At 34.8% G+C, this 15,039-nt stretch carries 16 protein-coding genes; 8 read left to right on the top strand and 8 right to left on the bottom strand.

The genetic code is table 11. The annotated features are described in order from the left end of the window. Positions 1-64 precede the first annotated feature (64 nt). Positions 65-1,459, top strand: coding sequence for an exopolysaccharide biosynthesis polyprenyl glycosylphosphotransferase (locus FDM27_RS14605; RefSeq protein WP_255510562.1), 1,395 nt, complete (start codon positions 65-67; stop codon positions 1,457-1,459). A gap of 315 nt (positions 1,460-1,774) precedes the next feature. On the opposite strand, the gene FDM27_RS14600 is transcribed toward FDM27_RS14605, so the two are convergent. Further along, positions 1,775-2,917, bottom strand: coding sequence for a DUF4105 domain-containing protein (locus FDM27_RS14600; RefSeq protein ID WP_140487579.1), 1,143 nt, complete (start codon positions 2,915-2,917; stop codon positions 1,775-1,777). A gap of 156 nt (positions 2,918-3,073) precedes the next feature. Here FDM27_RS14600 and FDM27_RS14595 point away from each other — a divergent pair, with 156 nt between their 5' ends. Together FDM27_RS14595 and FDM27_RS14590 are read left to right on the top strand one after the other, a co-directional pair. Further along, complete coding sequence (locus FDM27_RS14595; protein WP_140487577.1) at positions 3,074-3,796, top strand: CDP-alcohol phosphatidyltransferase family protein; 723 nt, start codon at positions 3,074-3,076, stop codon at positions 3,794-3,796. Next, positions 3,780-4,640, top strand: coding sequence for a glycoside hydrolase family 25 protein (locus FDM27_RS14590; RefSeq protein WP_140487575.1), 861 nt, complete (start codon positions 3,780-3,782; stop codon positions 4,638-4,640). Before FDM27_RS14595 ends, FDM27_RS14590 begins: the two co-directional genes overlap by 17 nt. A gap of 81 nt (positions 4,641-4,721) precedes the next feature. On the opposite strand, the gene FDM27_RS14585 is transcribed toward FDM27_RS14590, so the two are convergent. The 4 genes from FDM27_RS14585 to FDM27_RS14570 all read right to left on the bottom strand — a co-directional run bounded on the left by FDM27_RS14585 (position 4,722) and on the right by FDM27_RS14570 (position 7,679). Beyond that, a complete protein-coding gene (locus FDM27_RS14585) occupies positions 4,722-4,958 on the bottom strand; it encodes a DUF5808 domain-containing protein (protein WP_140487573.1) in 237 nt (78 codons plus the stop codon). A 121-nt stretch (positions 4,959-5,079) separates the two neighbouring features. Continuing rightward, on the bottom strand, positions 5,080-5,820 hold the full coding sequence (gene lptB / locus FDM27_RS14580; protein ID WP_140487571.1) for an LPS export ABC transporter ATP-binding protein: 741 nt from the start codon (positions 5,818-5,820) through the stop codon (positions 5,080-5,082). 84 nt (positions 5,821-5,904) lie between these two features. Continuing rightward, complete coding sequence (gene tatC, locus FDM27_RS14575) at positions 5,905-6,714, bottom strand: twin-arginine translocase subunit TatC (RefSeq protein WP_071183751.1); 810 nt, start codon at positions 6,712-6,714, stop codon at positions 5,905-5,907. Beyond that, positions 6,714-7,679, bottom strand: coding sequence for an SIS domain-containing protein (locus FDM27_RS14570; RefSeq protein ID WP_181161682.1), 966 nt, complete (start codon positions 7,677-7,679; stop codon positions 6,714-6,716). Before FDM27_RS14570 ends, tatC begins: the two co-directional genes overlap by 1 nt. Positions 7,680-7,764: 85 nt before the next feature. On the opposite strand from FDM27_RS14570, the gene FDM27_RS14565 reads away from it, so the two are divergent. Then, positions 7,765-9,960 carry an ATP-dependent DNA helicase RecQ gene (locus FDM27_RS14565; protein WP_071183750.1) on the top strand — a complete coding sequence of 732 codons (2,196 nt, stop codon included), beginning with the start codon at positions 7,765-7,767 and terminating at the stop codon, positions 9,958-9,960. 94 nt (positions 9,961-10,054) lie between these two features. On the opposite strand, the gene FDM27_RS14560 is transcribed toward FDM27_RS14565, so the two are convergent. Then, positions 10,055-10,294: a hypothetical protein gene (locus FDM27_RS14560; RefSeq protein WP_071183749.1), complete on the bottom strand. Its 240-nt coding sequence runs from the start codon at positions 10,292-10,294 to the stop codon at positions 10,055-10,057. A 237-nt stretch (positions 10,295-10,531) separates the two neighbouring features. On the opposite strand from FDM27_RS14560, the gene FDM27_RS14555 reads away from it, so the two are divergent. Beyond that, positions 10,532-12,112, top strand: coding sequence for an NAD(P)/FAD-dependent oxidoreductase (locus tag FDM27_RS14555; protein WP_140487569.1), 1,581 nt, complete (start codon positions 10,532-10,534; stop codon positions 12,110-12,112). A gap of 15 nt (positions 12,113-12,127) precedes the next feature. Here FDM27_RS14555 and msrA read toward each other — a convergent pair whose 3' ends face one another. Both msrA and msrB read right to left on the bottom strand, forming a co-directional pair. Continuing rightward, positions 12,128-12,745, bottom strand: coding sequence for a peptide-methionine (S)-S-oxide reductase MsrA (gene msrA, locus FDM27_RS14550; RefSeq protein WP_140487566.1), 618 nt, complete (start codon positions 12,743-12,745; stop codon positions 12,128-12,130). A gap of 32 nt (positions 12,746-12,777) precedes the next feature. Next, a complete protein-coding gene (gene msrB / locus FDM27_RS14545; RefSeq protein WP_140487564.1) occupies positions 12,778-13,323 on the bottom strand; it encodes a peptide-methionine (R)-S-oxide reductase MsrB in 546 nt (181 codons plus the stop codon). 311 nt (positions 13,324-13,634) lie between these two features. Between msrB and idi the strand changes: the two genes are divergently transcribed. The 3 genes from idi to FDM27_RS14530 are packed head-to-tail and all read left to right on the top strand — an operon-like array spanning position 13,635 to position 15,037. Continuing rightward, positions 13,635-14,162, top strand: coding sequence for an isopentenyl-diphosphate Delta-isomerase (idi, locus tag FDM27_RS14540; RefSeq protein ID WP_071183745.1), 528 nt, complete (start codon positions 13,635-13,637; stop codon positions 14,160-14,162). A 15-nt stretch (positions 14,163-14,177) separates the two neighbouring features. Then, complete coding sequence (locus FDM27_RS14535) at positions 14,178-14,588, top strand: 6-pyruvoyl trahydropterin synthase family protein (RefSeq protein ID WP_071183744.1); 411 nt, start codon at positions 14,178-14,180, stop codon at positions 14,586-14,588. Next, positions 14,588-15,037, top strand: coding sequence for a peroxiredoxin (locus FDM27_RS14530; RefSeq protein ID WP_181161681.1), 450 nt, complete (start codon positions 14,588-14,590; stop codon positions 15,035-15,037). Before FDM27_RS14535 ends, FDM27_RS14530 begins: the two co-directional genes overlap by 1 nt. Positions 15,038-15,039 lie beyond the last annotated feature (2 nt).

Below are 15,039 nucleotides of genomic sequence, written 5' to 3'. Positions count from 1 at the left end.
TTAATTCCTTTATATTGCTTTTTTTAACGGAACAGAGTATCTTGCCAACATAAGTAAAAAGTATATGTCAAAAGACAGAATCCATTTTGAAATATCCGAAAGAAAAATGCTTTTGCATCTTGTAGATGTGTTTAGCGTGGTTGTGGCTTTATACACAGTAGGCCTTTTTTTTGAGTTAGAGTACTTAAAATCATCGGTTTTGAATTGGGTTAATCTGGTTGTTTTAATTACTTATCTTAAAATTATAGGTACCATTTTTGAACTCTATAATCTTCAGGTGGCAAGTAATGAGTTTTCAATTATAAAAAGTACGATTCTTACGGTTACTACAACGGTTTTGGCTTATTTTTTAACGCCGGTATATTCACCCGTTTTACCTTCAAACCGACTTCAGATAGTCACTTTTCTCTTTGTTGTTTTCTTTTCTCTGATTTTGTGGAGAGTGTTTTATGTGCGTTTTTTAGCATCCAAACGTTTTCATCAAAAAGCCTTATTGGTTTGTGATAAGGAGCAATTAAATGATCTTATATCGGGTTTGGAAGATATTGATCCACATTATAAAATAATTGCTTATGTAAGCCATTGCGAGTCTAATGAATCATCAGAAGATAAATTGTTGCCTGTAAAATGTATTAATCCCGGAGATTTAATTGACTTTGTAAAAGAAAATTACATTACCGAAATTGTAATTGGAACTCAAAAACCGGATAGTATTACTACTGAATTGTACCAGCAGTTGTTGAAATTGTTAGAGTCGGGAAAAGTAATCAGAGAATATTCGCAGGTGTATGAAGAAAAAACACAACGCATTCCGGTGCAGTATGTAGAGCGTGATTTTTATCGTTTTTTCCCTTTTAGCCGAAGTAATCAAAACCGTTTGTACTTGTTGATTGTTAGAATACTGGAGGTTTTAGTTTCCCTTGTAGGTTTGTTTGTTGCCGTGTTGTTGATTCCTTTTATCTTTTTAATGAATACAATAGCCAATAAGGGAAGTTTGTTTTACACTCAGGAGCGTGTAGGCAAAGATGGTGTTGTTTTTAATATTCTGAAATTTCGTACCATGATTGAAAATTCCGAATCAGCTAAGGCTGTTTTTGCTACAGTTAATGATACTAGAGTAACCGCTTTTGGAAGATTTATGCGAAAAACCAGAATGGACGAGTTTCCTCAATTTTTAAATATTCTAAAAGGCGAAATGGCAGTGATAGGCCCACGCCCGGAAAGACCATTTTTTGTAAAAGAAATTGCTTCCATAATGCCTTTTTATGAAACCCGCCACATCATAAAACCGGGACTTACCGGTTGGGCGCAGGTAAATTATTCGTATGGAGAAACTATCGAAGACAGTTTGATAAAATTGCAGTACGACTTGTATTATATCAAACACAGGAGCTTTTATCTCGATTTTAATATTGCATTAAAAACAATTACAACAGTATTGTTTTATAGAGGACAATAATTTTTTATATGACTATCTGTTTCTCATACCAATTATTGAGAATGGCACACAGGTGAAACTGATTTTAACGGATTTTCGCAAATTGTAATTTATAAAAAGCTTAAAAAATCCGTTTTTATCTCTTCAATCCGTCCCGATAGCTATCGGGATTGTGGCCTATTTTTCATTTGGTCTGCTTAGCGGACAGTCATAATTTTTAAACCCAGAATCCGCATTAGGATTTTTTTGTTTTTTTGTCCCGCAGATTATCGCAGATTTTATGCTTAATAATAATTAAAGAATCCGTTTAATCTGTGTTCCAATACGTAATCCAGGTTAAATGATGATTGGTATTGGTTTCTTGTTTTTTACTGCCAATTGTATTAAAAAATAGGCAGAAGTTAGTAACAAAGGCAGAACAATTAGTAAGTGGGCTTTGTTGATTAAAACAACTAAGTAAATCAATAACAAACAAAGGTTGAATAAGCTTAATTTATAAGTCCATGCTCTGTTGTTTGCAGCGTAAAAAAAGCATAATATTAACAATGTTGGATTGAATAATAGAACATTGTAATTATTGGCTAATTCCAAATGATTGGAATAAAATCCCATAAACAGAAAGAACAATCCCAGCAGTCCCATTGTGGCAAAATAAACATAATGCACTCTTTTTTTGTTCCAAATAACTAATAGACCCAATGCAATTAGATACGAATAAATATTATTCCACCAGGAGCTTGGATGAGATTCCTCAAAGTGTAAAAGAGTTTGGTTCTTAGGAGCTAAAGCCTGGTTTTTATATTGAATCAGCTTTAAGCTTTTTTGCAATTCTAAAGGCAGGAATAATTTTGTCCCCATTGCATCTACTTTGCTGCCAAAAATAATGCTGGTTCCTAATTTTTCATAAAAATGATGGTCAAAATAAGGATACAAAATACTTCTGTAAGTCAGTTCGGTATCTGTTTTTTTAGTAATTACAGTTTCTCCTAAAGTTTTATTGATAATGTCCACTACCATCGAAGTACAGTTTTTATCAATAAATTTATAGGTATAATGACTATCTCCTGATGCCAATGAGTTATTTAGATTTTCAAAAAGTTGTTGTTTGAGTGTAAGTGGAATTTGGAGTTCCTGCTCATCAACCGAACGGTTTTCATAGCTGTATTGATTGATAAAATCACTGTAACGATTGACTACAGCAAAATATTGAAGGTCTCCTTTGGCAAATTTTGGAACAAAATTAGGCGTATTGAAGTCAAAGGCACCGTAATTATAAACCGCATCTACAAAATTAACCGCATCTTTAATTCGAATAGCAGTATGTCCAAAAAGAGAATAAGATTCGTTTCCAACGCCACAAGTGATTACGCTTACCGAAGCTTCTTTGGATAATTGAATGCTTTGTGCACAAACAGCATTAAAAAAACTTAAAAGGAATACAAGAAATACTGTTTTTTTAGAAAGAAAAATATTCACCATACTGAGAGTCTTTTGCTAATTTTTTTCAAAAGTATCATTTTTTGATGAGCTGTTGTTATTTATCATTGTCCTTTATCCCAATTTTTATTCGACTAATTTGAATTTACAAATGCTATTGTATTAAATTTGTGAACTATTCTTAAAAACAAATCAAAAATGAATATTAAAAAGCATATTCCTAACGCCATTACTTTACTAAATCTTTTTTGTGGTTGTATTGCCATGGTTTTTGTGAGTAATCAGGATTTTGAAATGGCTTTTTTCTTTGTGTTTTTAGGGATTTTCTTTGACTTTTTTGATGGTTTTTTTGCCCGTTTATTTAAAGTTACGGGTGAATTAGGTTTGCAATTGGATTCCTTAGCCGATATGGTTACCAGCGGCGTAGTACCGGGTTATGTAATGTATTATTTGTTAGTAAACAGTCAGCACGAAATTTCGACTTGTCCTTATGTCCCTTTCCTGGGATTTATCATTACGTTGGGATCTTGTTATCGTTTGGCGTTTTTTAATATTGATACCCGTCAAACCGATTCTTTTATTGGTTTACCTACACCGGCTAATTCTTTGTTTATGTTGAGTTTGCCTTTGGTAATCAAATATTCCGATTCTTTCGCGGCATTCGAAATGCTCACTAGTCAATGGGTTTTGCTATTGATTACTGCTTTTAGTGCTTATATTTTAAATGCCGAAATTCCTTTGTTTGCTTTAAAAATCAAGAAATTCACATTAAAAGATAATTTGCTTCAAATTGGTTTTCTGACATTGTCGGTTTTGTTGTTGGTATTTTTTCAGTATGCCGGAGTCCCATTGGTAATCATTGCTTATGTATTATTATCAATTTTGAATAATAGATTTTCATTGGATGGCAAAACAAAATAATCGACGCCGAACCACTTCTGGAAAATCAAAAAAGAAGACTTCAGCTTTTCGAAAAAAACTCATTAAGTTAGCTGTTGTTGCAGTGACTGTTTTGCTGTTTTTTGGAATTATTTATCATTATCGAAATGGTTTGGCTTATTATTTTAGTTTTAAAACCGATAAGGTTTTGGACAATGAAGCCCGTGAAAAACGACTTTCGGATGTGCGGAACTTTCAGGTTTTAGAAAAAAATGAATCGAAAGCCATAGGAATTGATGTTTCGGAATATCAGGATGAAATTGACTGGGATGCCGTGCGTACTTTGGATAATGATTATGAGTTGTCTTTTGTTTTTGTCCGCGCTACTGTTGGGAACAATCGGCTAGATAAAAGATTCAGGGAAAATTGGCAGGGAGCCAAAGAAAATAATATTATCCGAGGGGCGTATCATTATTACCGACCGAATGAAAATTCGATAGAACAAGCCGAACTTTTTATAAAAACCGTTCGTTTGCAAAAAGGCGATTTACCTCCTGTTTTGGATATAGAAAAACTACCCGAAAATCAGTCTGTTGAGCGACTAAAAATTGGCTTGAAACGCTGGTTGAATAAGGTTGAGGAACATTATAAAATGAAACCCATCATTTATACAGGGGAAAGTTATTATGATGATTTCCTGAAAGAAGAATTCTCCGATTATCTTTTTTGGATAGCCAATTATAATTTTTACAGAGAAAAATTAGACGAAGACTGGCTTTTTTGGCAGTTTACCGAAAAGGCTGCTGTTTCCGGTATAAACGGCAATGTTGATGTCAATATCTTTAATGGCGATTTGCAACAATTGCAGTTTATTACTAAAGAGTAGTTCAGAATTTAGATTTTAGATTAAGAATTTTAAACATCTAATTAGGAAACTGCTTTTTGCCTTCAATTTTTTGTTGAAAATTTATTTGGTTCTTTCGATTAGTAATATCATAAAAGCAAAGAATAACATCATTCCAATTAAAGTAAGCACGGATTTAGGATTGGCAAAATTTATTGTAAATCCCATCCATGCAATTTTTTTAGGAGGAAAAATGCGTTTGTCTTTAGGATTGTAATAGAAAATTCCATAAATCCAATTGTTTGGATCTTTAGACCATTTTTCTAAGGTTTCTTTACTTGGATTGTCTGGATTTTCCATTTTATATACTAATTTTAAAAACTGCTTATTCAATAACTAAATCTTGATCGCTTTCTCGGTATTCAAACTATATTCTGTTTTCGATACTTCTAACCTCTAACTTCCAGCTTCCAACTTCATATTAAAATTCCAATTTCTTTTTTCTTAATTCGAAATTTTGTCCCAGATACACTCTGCGTACCATTTCGTCTTCCACTAATTCTTCCGGTTTTCCGGCTTTTAGAATTCCACCTTCAAACATCAAATAGGTTTTGTCGGTAATGGCTAAAGTTTCCTGAACGTTGTGGTCGGTAATTAAGATTCCGATATTTTTATTTTTTAATTGCGCTACAATTCTTTGGATGTCTTCAACAGCTACAGGATCCACTCCTGCAAAAGGTTCGTCAAGCAAAATAAATTTTGGGTCGGTAGCCAAACAACGCGCAATTTCGGTTCTACGGCGTTCACCTCCGGATAGTAAATCGCCACGATTGGTGCGAATGTGTTCCAGACTAAATTCGGCAATCAGGCTTTCCATTTTAGCAATTTGGGCTTCTTTTGAAAGCTTGGTCAGTTGTAAAACGCTCAAAATATTATCTTCGATACTTAGTTTTCTAAAAACAGAAGCTTCCTGTGCCAGATAACCAATTCCCTGCTGTGCTCTTTTGTACATTGGGAAATGGGTAATATCAATATCGTCAAGATAAATGTTGCCGGCATTTGGTTTTACTAATCCAACAATCATGTAAAAAGAAGTGGTTTTTCCGGCGCCATTAGGGCCTAATAAACCCACAATTTCTCCTTGGTTTACTTCTACCGAAATGCCTTTTACCACACTTCTTCCTTTGTATGTTTTTACTAAATTATCGGCTCTTAAAATCATCTTTTGTTTCGTTTTTGGCTTCGGTATAATTGATTTATTTGCAAATAAACAAATTCACAAATGAATCACTAGCTATATTAACAATTAATTGTTTTTTTCTTTTTTGGCCACTAAGACCGAAAGAAATATACTGGCTTCGTATATTATCAGCATCGGGATGGCTACAATTGTCTGACTTACCACATCAGGAGGAGTAACAATGGCGGCTATAATTAGTACAAGTACAATGGCGTATTTACGGTATGTTCTTAAAAAATTAGGAGTTACCAGTCCTAGTTTGGTTAAGAAATATATAATTATAGGCAATTCAAAAAATAATCCACTGGCTATTACTGAGGTTTTTACCATTCCAATGTATGAATCTAAGGTGAACTGATTGAGTACAGTAGGACTGACGGTAAAGGTTGCCACAAAGTTTACTGACATGGGGATTACTACAAAATAACCAAAAATAACTCCCAGAAAGAATAATAGCGAAGAGAAAAAGATAAACACTTTAGCGTTCTTCTTTTCGTTTTTATAAAGTGCCGGACTTATGAATTTCCAAACTTCCCATAATATGTACGGGAAACTTAAGATGAATCCAAAAAGGATACAAATCCATATAAATACATTTACCTGTCCTTCCATTTGAGTGTTCTGAATAATAAAAGGCATTTCGGTAATACAGATGCTGTCGGCAAAACCCAGACTGTGTGAGAGTTCACAAAAATAGACATAGGTGAAAAAAGTAGGTCTGGTAGGGCCAAAAATGATCGTGTCAAATAAATAATCACTAATGGTGTAGGTTACCATTGCCATAATAATTACAGCAATAGTGCTTCGAACTAATAACCATCTTAAATCTTCAAGATGATCAAGAAACGACATTTCGTTTACGTTTTTTTTTGCCATTATAGGATTCCTTCTTTTAGTATGTCATGTAGGTGTAAAACACCTTTGTATTCTTTATTGTCTATCACGATAAGTTGGGTGATGGAGTGGTTTTCCAGTATTTGCAAAGCATCAATTGCCATTGTCTCCGATTGAATCGACTTTGGGTTTTTGGTCATGATGTCTTTGGCAGTCAAATCGGTAAAAGTATCTCTGTCGTTCAGCATCCTGCGGATATCTCCATCGGTGATGATTCCCACTACTTCGTTATTTTCTACAACGGCTGTAACCCCAAGCCTTTTTTCTGAAATTTCAAAAATAACTTTCTTTACAAGGGTATCCGGACTTACAATCGGTTTTTGATTGTGTTCAATCAAGTCTTTTACTTTTAATAATAGTTTTTTTCCTAAAGCACCCCCAGGATGGTATTTAGCAAAATCTTCAGCTTTAAAATCGCGCATTTCCATTAGGCTAATGGCTAATGCGTCTCCCATAACTAATTGTGCTGTTGTGCTGTTGGTAGGAGCTAAGTTAATAGGGCAGGCTTCAGAATCTACAGTGGTGTTTAAAACGCAATCGGAACCTTTTGCAAGAGCAGAACTGCTGTTTCCGCTAATTCCTATCAATGGATTTCCATCTCTTTTTAATAAAGGTATAAGGGCTTTTATTTCAGGGCTGTTTCCGCTTTTGGAAATACAAATAATCACATCTTCTTTTTGTATCATTCCTAAATCGCCGTGGATTGCTTCGGCAGCGTGAAGAAACATAGATGGCGTGCCTGTTGAGTTAAAGGTAGCTACCATTTTTTGTCCAATAATGGCACTTTTTCCAATCCCGGTAACGACTAGCCGGCCTTTTGATTGAAAGATAATTTCTACAGCTTTTGAAAAGTTATCATCGAGGTAGTCAATGAGTTTTATAATTGCTTCACTTTCAGACAATATAGTCTTTTTGGCAATAGCCAATATATTTTCTTTGGATATCAAAACAGAATGTTTAAAATTTGTGTGTGTAAAAGAAATTTGTATCTTTATGTGATGCAAATTTATACAAAATACCAGATAATAAAGAATGAATTCAAACGAAATTGATATCCATAAAGAATTAAAGAAATATTTTGGCTTTAGTCAATTTAAGGGATTACAAGAGCAAGTGATTACAAGCTTAATGAATAAGCAAAATACATTTGTGATAATGCCTACAGGTGGAGGAAAATCGTTGTGTTACCAACTACCTGCTTTAATACAGGAAGGAACTGCAGTAGTAGTTTCTCCATTAATTGCTTTAATGAAAAATCAGGTTGATGCTATACGAAGTTTGTCTTCAGAAAATGGTATCGCCCATGTTTTAAATTCTTCGCTTACTAAAACAGAAACCGCTCAGGTTAAAAAAGACATTACTTCAGGATTGACTAAATTGCTATATGTTGCTCCAGAATCATTAACCAAAGAAGAGAATGTCAGTTTCTTAAAAAGTGTACCTATTTCTTTTGTTGCTATTGATGAAGCACATTGTATCTCAGAATGGGGGCATGATTTTAGACCGGAATACAGAAATCTAAAAAACATTATAAAACAGTTGGGCGATGTACCTGTAATAGGACTTACTGCTACAGCAACTCCAAAGGTGCAGGAAGACATTTTGAAGAATTTAGAAATGTCTAATGCTGTTACTTTTAAAGCTTCGTTTAACAGACCTAATTTGTATTACGAAGTACGTACCAAAACAAAGAACGTAGAATCGGATATTATTCGATTTATCAAACAACATAAAGGAAAATCAGGTGTAATCTACTGTTTGAGCCGAAAAAAAGTTGAGGCCATTGCTGAGGTGTTAAAAGTGAATGGTATTAGTGCTGTTCCATATCACGCCGGATTGGATGCTAAAACCCGAGCCAAACATCAGGATATGTTTTTGATGGAAGATGTAGAGGTTGTGGTTGCAACCATTGCTTTTGGGATGGGAATTGATAAACCCGATGTACGCTTTGTAATTCACCATGATATTCCTAAATCTTTAGAAAGCTATTATCAGGAAACAGGTCGCGCGGGTCGTGATGGAGGCGAAGGACATTGTTTAGCCTATTACTCTTATAAAGATGTGGAGAAATTAGAAAAATTCATGTCTGGAAAACCGGTAGCTGAACAGGAAATTGGTTTCGCTTTGTTGCAGGAAGTAGTGGCTTATGCCGAAACTTCTATGTCCAGAAGAAAATTTTTACTGCATTATTTTGGTGAGGAATTCGACAGTGAAACTGGAGAAGGAGCCGATATGGATGACAATGTCAGAAATCCAAAAACTAAGGTTGAGGCTAAGAACGAAGTTGTTAAATTGCTTGAAGTTGTTCGTGATACCAAACATTTATATAAATCTAAAGAGATTGTTTTTACTTTAATTGGTCGTGTGAATGCAGTGATAAAAGCACATAGAACCGATTCACAGTCTTTTTTTGGTTGTGGTGTGGCTCATGACGAAAAGTACTGGATGGCATTGTTGAGACAGGTTTTGGTAGAAGGCTTTTTATCAAAGGATATTGAAACTTACGGGATTGTAAAAATTACCCAAAAAGGATTGGATTTTATCGCAAATCCTACTTCGTTTATGATGTCTGAAGATCATGAATATAGTGATGCCGAAGATGAGGCAATTGTAACCGCTGCAAAATCTGCAGGTACGGCCGATGAGGCTTTGATGGAAATGTTACGTGATTTGCGTAAAAAAGTAGCCAAAAAATTAGGAGTGCCTCCGTTTGTGGTTTTTCAGGAACCTTCATTGGAAGATATGGCTTTGAAATATCCTATTTCTCAAGCGGAATTGATTAATATTCACGGGGTAGGAGAAGGTAAGGCTAAGAAATATGGCGCTGAATTTATTGCGTTAATCAACAGATATGTTGAGGATAACGATATTATCAGGCCTGATGATTTGGTAGTGAAATCTACAGGAACTAATTCAGCTAATAAATTATATATCATTCAAAACATCGATAGAAAATTGTCTTTAGATGATATTGCTAAGGCAAAAGGATTAACAATGGATGCTTTGATTAAAGAAATGGAGCAAATTGTATATGCTGGAACAAAACTGAATATCAAATATTGGATAGACGATATGCTTGATGAAGATCAGCAGGAAGAAATTCATGATTATTTTATGGAATCTAAAACTGATAAAATAGAAGAAGCTTTAAAGGAATTTGAAGGCGATTATGATATCGACGAATTGCGTTTAATGCGAATTAAATTTATAAGTGAAGTAGCGAACTAGATTTTAGAATGCAGACTTTAGAATTTAGATTTCAGATTAATGTTATAAACAATTAATCTGAAATCTTTTTTTTTGCCTACTGCTTTCTGAAATCTTAATTCTGATAGATTTCTCCACGATGCGGTTTCAAAGCATCACGTACCTGAATCATATTTTCATCGGTAACGACCATAAAGGCTATGGCTTGCATTTCGCCTTGTACTTCAAATCCGGTGATGTTTAACGGCAGTTTTTCAATGGCAATATATTCTTTTAGGTGAATTTCGTGATGTTCAGCTGTTTTTGCAGCAGCAGGTCCACGGAAATCCCAGATTAATTTTATTTTTCTAGACATTTTTATAGGTACAAAGTTTCAAAGAAGCAAAGGTACAAAGTCTATTTTGAAAATGGATTTTATATTAACGAACTAATTTCGGTTCAAAGTGTTATTTTTGCAACTTCTTTTCATATGTAGATATCTATTGTTTTTATCGGACATATGTAATTCGCATAGCTGCTATTGGTGATTACAGCCAATTTAGGGTCGTGCTCATTTCATAAAAAGAGAAGCTAATAGCATAAATAAGATACCATGCCCAAAGAACTTTTACTTCAGGTAACACCGGAAATAGCTGCCAACGAATTGTTGCTTAAAGATTATTTGTCAAAGCAAATAAAAGTTGCTCCAAAGGAAATTCAGCATGTTAGTATTTTAAAACGTTCGATTGATGCGCGCCAAAAAGCGATAAAAATCAATTTAAAAGTGCTTATTTATTTAAAAGGAGAAGCTTTTCAGGAAAACGTATTGCAGCTTCCTGATTACCCTAATGTAGCAAATGCCCAAGAAGTTATTGTTGTAGGAGCCGGTCCGGCAGGACTTTTTGCAGCTTTGCAATTGATAGAATTGGGTTTAAAACCAATAGTTGTCGAGCGTGGAAAAGACGTTCGTGGTCGTCGTCGTGATTTGAAAGCTATCAATCGCGATCATGTTGTAGATGAAGATTCTAATTATTGTTTTGGTGAAGGTGGAGCAGGAACTTATTCTGATGGAAAATTATATACCCGTTCTAAGAAAAGAGGTGATGTCAACCGAATTTTAGAATTGTTGGTTGCTTTTGGCGCTACTCCGGATATTTTAGTAGATGCACATCCGCATATTGGAACTAATAAATTGCCTAAGATTATCGAAGACATTCGAGAGAAAATCAAAGAATGTGGTGGTCAGGTTTTATTTGAAACCCGGGTAACTGATATCCAGATAAAAAATAATGAGGTAGAAGGAATCGTAACCCAAAATGGAGACAGAATTCTGGCTAACAAATTGATTTTGGCTACAGGACATTCGGCGAGGGATATCTTTGAAATGTTAGACCGAAAAAAAATATTTATAGAGGCAAAACCTTTTGCTTTAGGCGTTCGGGCTGAACACCCACAATCGTTAATAGACAGTATTCAGTATAGTTGTGATTACCGTGGTGAATTATTACCGCCGGCACCTTACAGTATTGTGAAACAGGTAGCAGGAAGAGGAATGTATTCTTTTTGTATGTGTCCGGGAGGTGTAATTGCTCCTTGCGCTACAAGTCCGGGCGAAGTGGTGACTAACGGTTGGTCGCCTTCCAAAAGAGATCAGGCTACGGCCAATTCCGGAATTGTGGTCGAATTAAAATTAGAAGATTTTAAGCCTTTTGCTAAGTTTGGTGCTTTGGCAGGAATGGAATTTCAAAAAAGTATTGAGCAAAAAGCGTGGCATTTGGCCGGTCAAACCCAAAAAGTTCCTGCCCAGAAAATGATTGATTTTACGCAATCTAAAGTTTCTGCAGCAATTCCTAAAACCTCTTATGTTCCGGGAACAACTTCTGTTGAATTAGGACAGGTTTTTCCGGGTTTTTTAACCCAAATTTTGCGTCAGGGATTTACTGAATTTGGAAAATCTATGCGTGGATATCTAACAAACGAAGCTGTTCTTCATGCACCAGAATCCAGAACATCATCGCCAGTGCGAATTCCCAGAGACGGAGTTACATTAGAGCATTTGCAAATAAAAGGCTTGTATCCTTGTGGAGAAGGAGCAGGTTATGCGGGCGGAATTATTTCTGCGGCAATTGATGGTGAAAAATGTGCTTTGATGATTGGCGAAGCTTTAAATAAAAAACCTCGAATTATAAGCTAATTCGAGGTTTAGGTCTTATTTTTTCTTTTTCAATCGGTCTTTGAAAACCTTTTCAAATTTTTCCAGTTTGGGTTGGATAACTAATCTACAGTAGGGTTTGTTTTTGTTGTACTCGTAATAATCCTGATGATTGTCTTCGGCTTCGTAAAAGTTTTTGAAGGGTTCTACTATCGTGACAATAGGATTGTTGTAAGCTTTAGATTTGTTTAAATCATTAATGATTTCCTGAGCTGTTTTTCTTTGTTCTTCATTTTTGTAAAAAATTACAGAACGATATTGTGTTCCTACATCAGCACCCTGACGATTCAATGTTGTTGGATCGTGTACGGTAAAAAAGACTTTTAGGATTTCGTCTAAATTCGTAGCATTTTTATCAAAAGTAATTTGGACTACTTCGGCATGACCTGTTTTTCCGGTGCAAACTGCTTCATAGCTTGGATTGGCGATTTTCCCACCTGAAAAGCCTGAAACGACTGTTTTTACTCCAACTAAATTTTCGAAAATAGCTTCAATACACCAATAGCAACCTCCGCCAAGTGTTATGGTCTCCAAGTTAAGATTGCTTTTTTGGGAATTATTTTGTCCTGTCATGCATAATGATAAGAAAAGAATTATTAGAAATGATTTTTTCATAATATCGTTTTTTGTCAGAGGTTAATATATTCCTATTTGTTGTCAGGGATAAAATCAAGAGCAATAGAATTCATGCAATATCTTTTTCCTGTAGGAGCTGGGCCGTCATCAAAAAGATGTCCTAAATGACCGTCGCATCTGCTGCAAAGTGCTTCTATACGCTCCATATTGTAGGAGAAGTCATTTTTAAATACAATACTTTTTTTGTTTTCTTGTTCAAAAAAGCTGGGCCAGCCGCAACTGCTTGAAAATTTAGCCGTAGAGCGGAATAACAGATTGCCGCAGGCAGCGCAATAATAAGTTCCTTTTTCTTCGGTATTCCAATATTTTCCTGTAAAAGCGATTTCGGTTTCGGCATGACGCATCACTTGGTAAACCTCGTCAGGAAGTATTTTTTTCCACTCGGCATCACTTAGTTTTAGTTTTGTGGTATCAGTGTTGGAATAATAAGGATTTCCGGGTTTGTTTATTTTGTTTGGTAGCTTTTGGTATTCCGAAGATGTTTTGGTTTGTCCACAAGCCGTAACAATGAATAAAGGCAATATAAATAGCAGGTTAATATATGGATTGGTTTTCATTGGTGATGATTTTTAGATGTTGATGTATTGTTTTTACTAAAAAAATCTTTTACAAAGATAGAATTCAAATTGGCTATTTAAGATGAGTTAGTTTGCATTTTAACAGCTATTTGTGAGTTGTTTGATGTTGTTATTTACGGATAAATTTGTTGTTTGGTTTTTTATGATACATCTGTTTGTTTGGAATTGAGTTAGTGTTTTTTTTGGAGTTTGATGCTAATTTTGAGTTTTTGATATATAATTCGAAACAGAACGTTAAAGCAGGAGTCTTTCCTTATCTTTTTTGTATTTTTGTCTAGCTATAAAAAAATATGACAGAAGAAAACGTAATACTGGTTAATGAAAAAGATGAGCAAATAGGACTTATGCCAAAATTAGAAGCTCATGAAAAAGCGGTATTGCACCGGGCTTTTTCGGTTTTTGTATTGAACGATAAGAATGAATTGATGTTGCAACAACGAGCACATCATAAATACCATTCTCCGCTTTTATGGACCAATACCTGTTGTAGTCATCAGCGTGAAGGTGAAACGAATCTCGAAGCAGGAAACAGAAGATTGATGGAGGAAATGGGGTTTCAGACAGATTTGAAAGAGTTGTTTCATTTTATTTACAAAGCACCTTTTGACAATGGGTTGACTGAGCATGAGTTAGATCATGTAATGATTGGTTATTATAATGAAAGTCCGTTGATTAATTCTGATGAAGTGGAGTCCTGGAAATGGATGGGGATTGATGCTGTGAAAGAGGATATTTTGATCAATCCGGATGATTACACAGTATGGTTTAAAATTATTTTTGACGAATTTTATCATTATTTAGAAGCGCATAAACTTTAAAAGTAAAGTGGCACTATGAGAGTAACAATAAGTAGAAAAGCACATTTTAATGCAGCGCATCGCTTGTATCGAAAAGATTGGACTTTTGAAAAAAATGATGCTGTTTTTGGTAAGTGTAATAATCCTAATTTTCACGGACATAATTATGAGTTAATTGTGAGTGTTACCGGTGCAATCGATCCTGAAACTGGTTTTGTAATGGATGCTAAGATTTTGGCAGCTATTATCAAAGAAGAGGTGGAAGATGCTTTTGATCATAAAAATTTGAATTTAGATGTAGCTGAATTTGAAAATCTAAATCCAACTGCCGAAAATATTGCAGTGGTAATTTGGAATAAAGTCAGAAAACGCATAGATTCTCAATTTGACTTAGAAGTGGTGCTTTATGAAACGCCTCGTAATTTTGTAACTTACAAAGGAGAATAATGGCACTAAAAACAGGTGATACCGTTCCAAAATTTACAGCCAAAGAGGCTAGTGGTGCTGTTTTTGAAAGTGATTCAGTAATTGGTAAAAAAGCCGTTATTATTTATTTCTATCCTAAAGATGATACGCCGCAATGTACTGCTCAGGCTTGTGGTTTTCGGGATAATTATGCTGAATTTGTTGACTTGGGTGTTGAGATTATCGGGATTTCTTCGGATGATGTTAATTCGCATCAGGAATTTATTCGAAAATACAACTTACCTTTTTTACTATTATCCGATTCAGATAAGGCTCTTCGAAAGCTTTTTGGGGTTCCATCAGCTTTTTTAGGCTTGCTTCCGGGAAGGGTTACTTATTTATTGGATAAAAACGGAGTGATACAAATGGTATTTGACAGTATGCTGGGAATGAAACATGTGAAGAAAATGATTGAAAAATTGACTGAATAATC

Origin of the sequence: Flavobacterium sp. GSA192, assembly GCF_006386525.1 — a bacterium.
Classification (GTDB): Bacteria; Bacteroidota; Bacteroidia; order Flavobacteriales; family Flavobacteriaceae; genus Flavobacterium; species Flavobacterium commune.
This window is presented reverse-complemented; position numbering and strand designations above follow the sequence as displayed.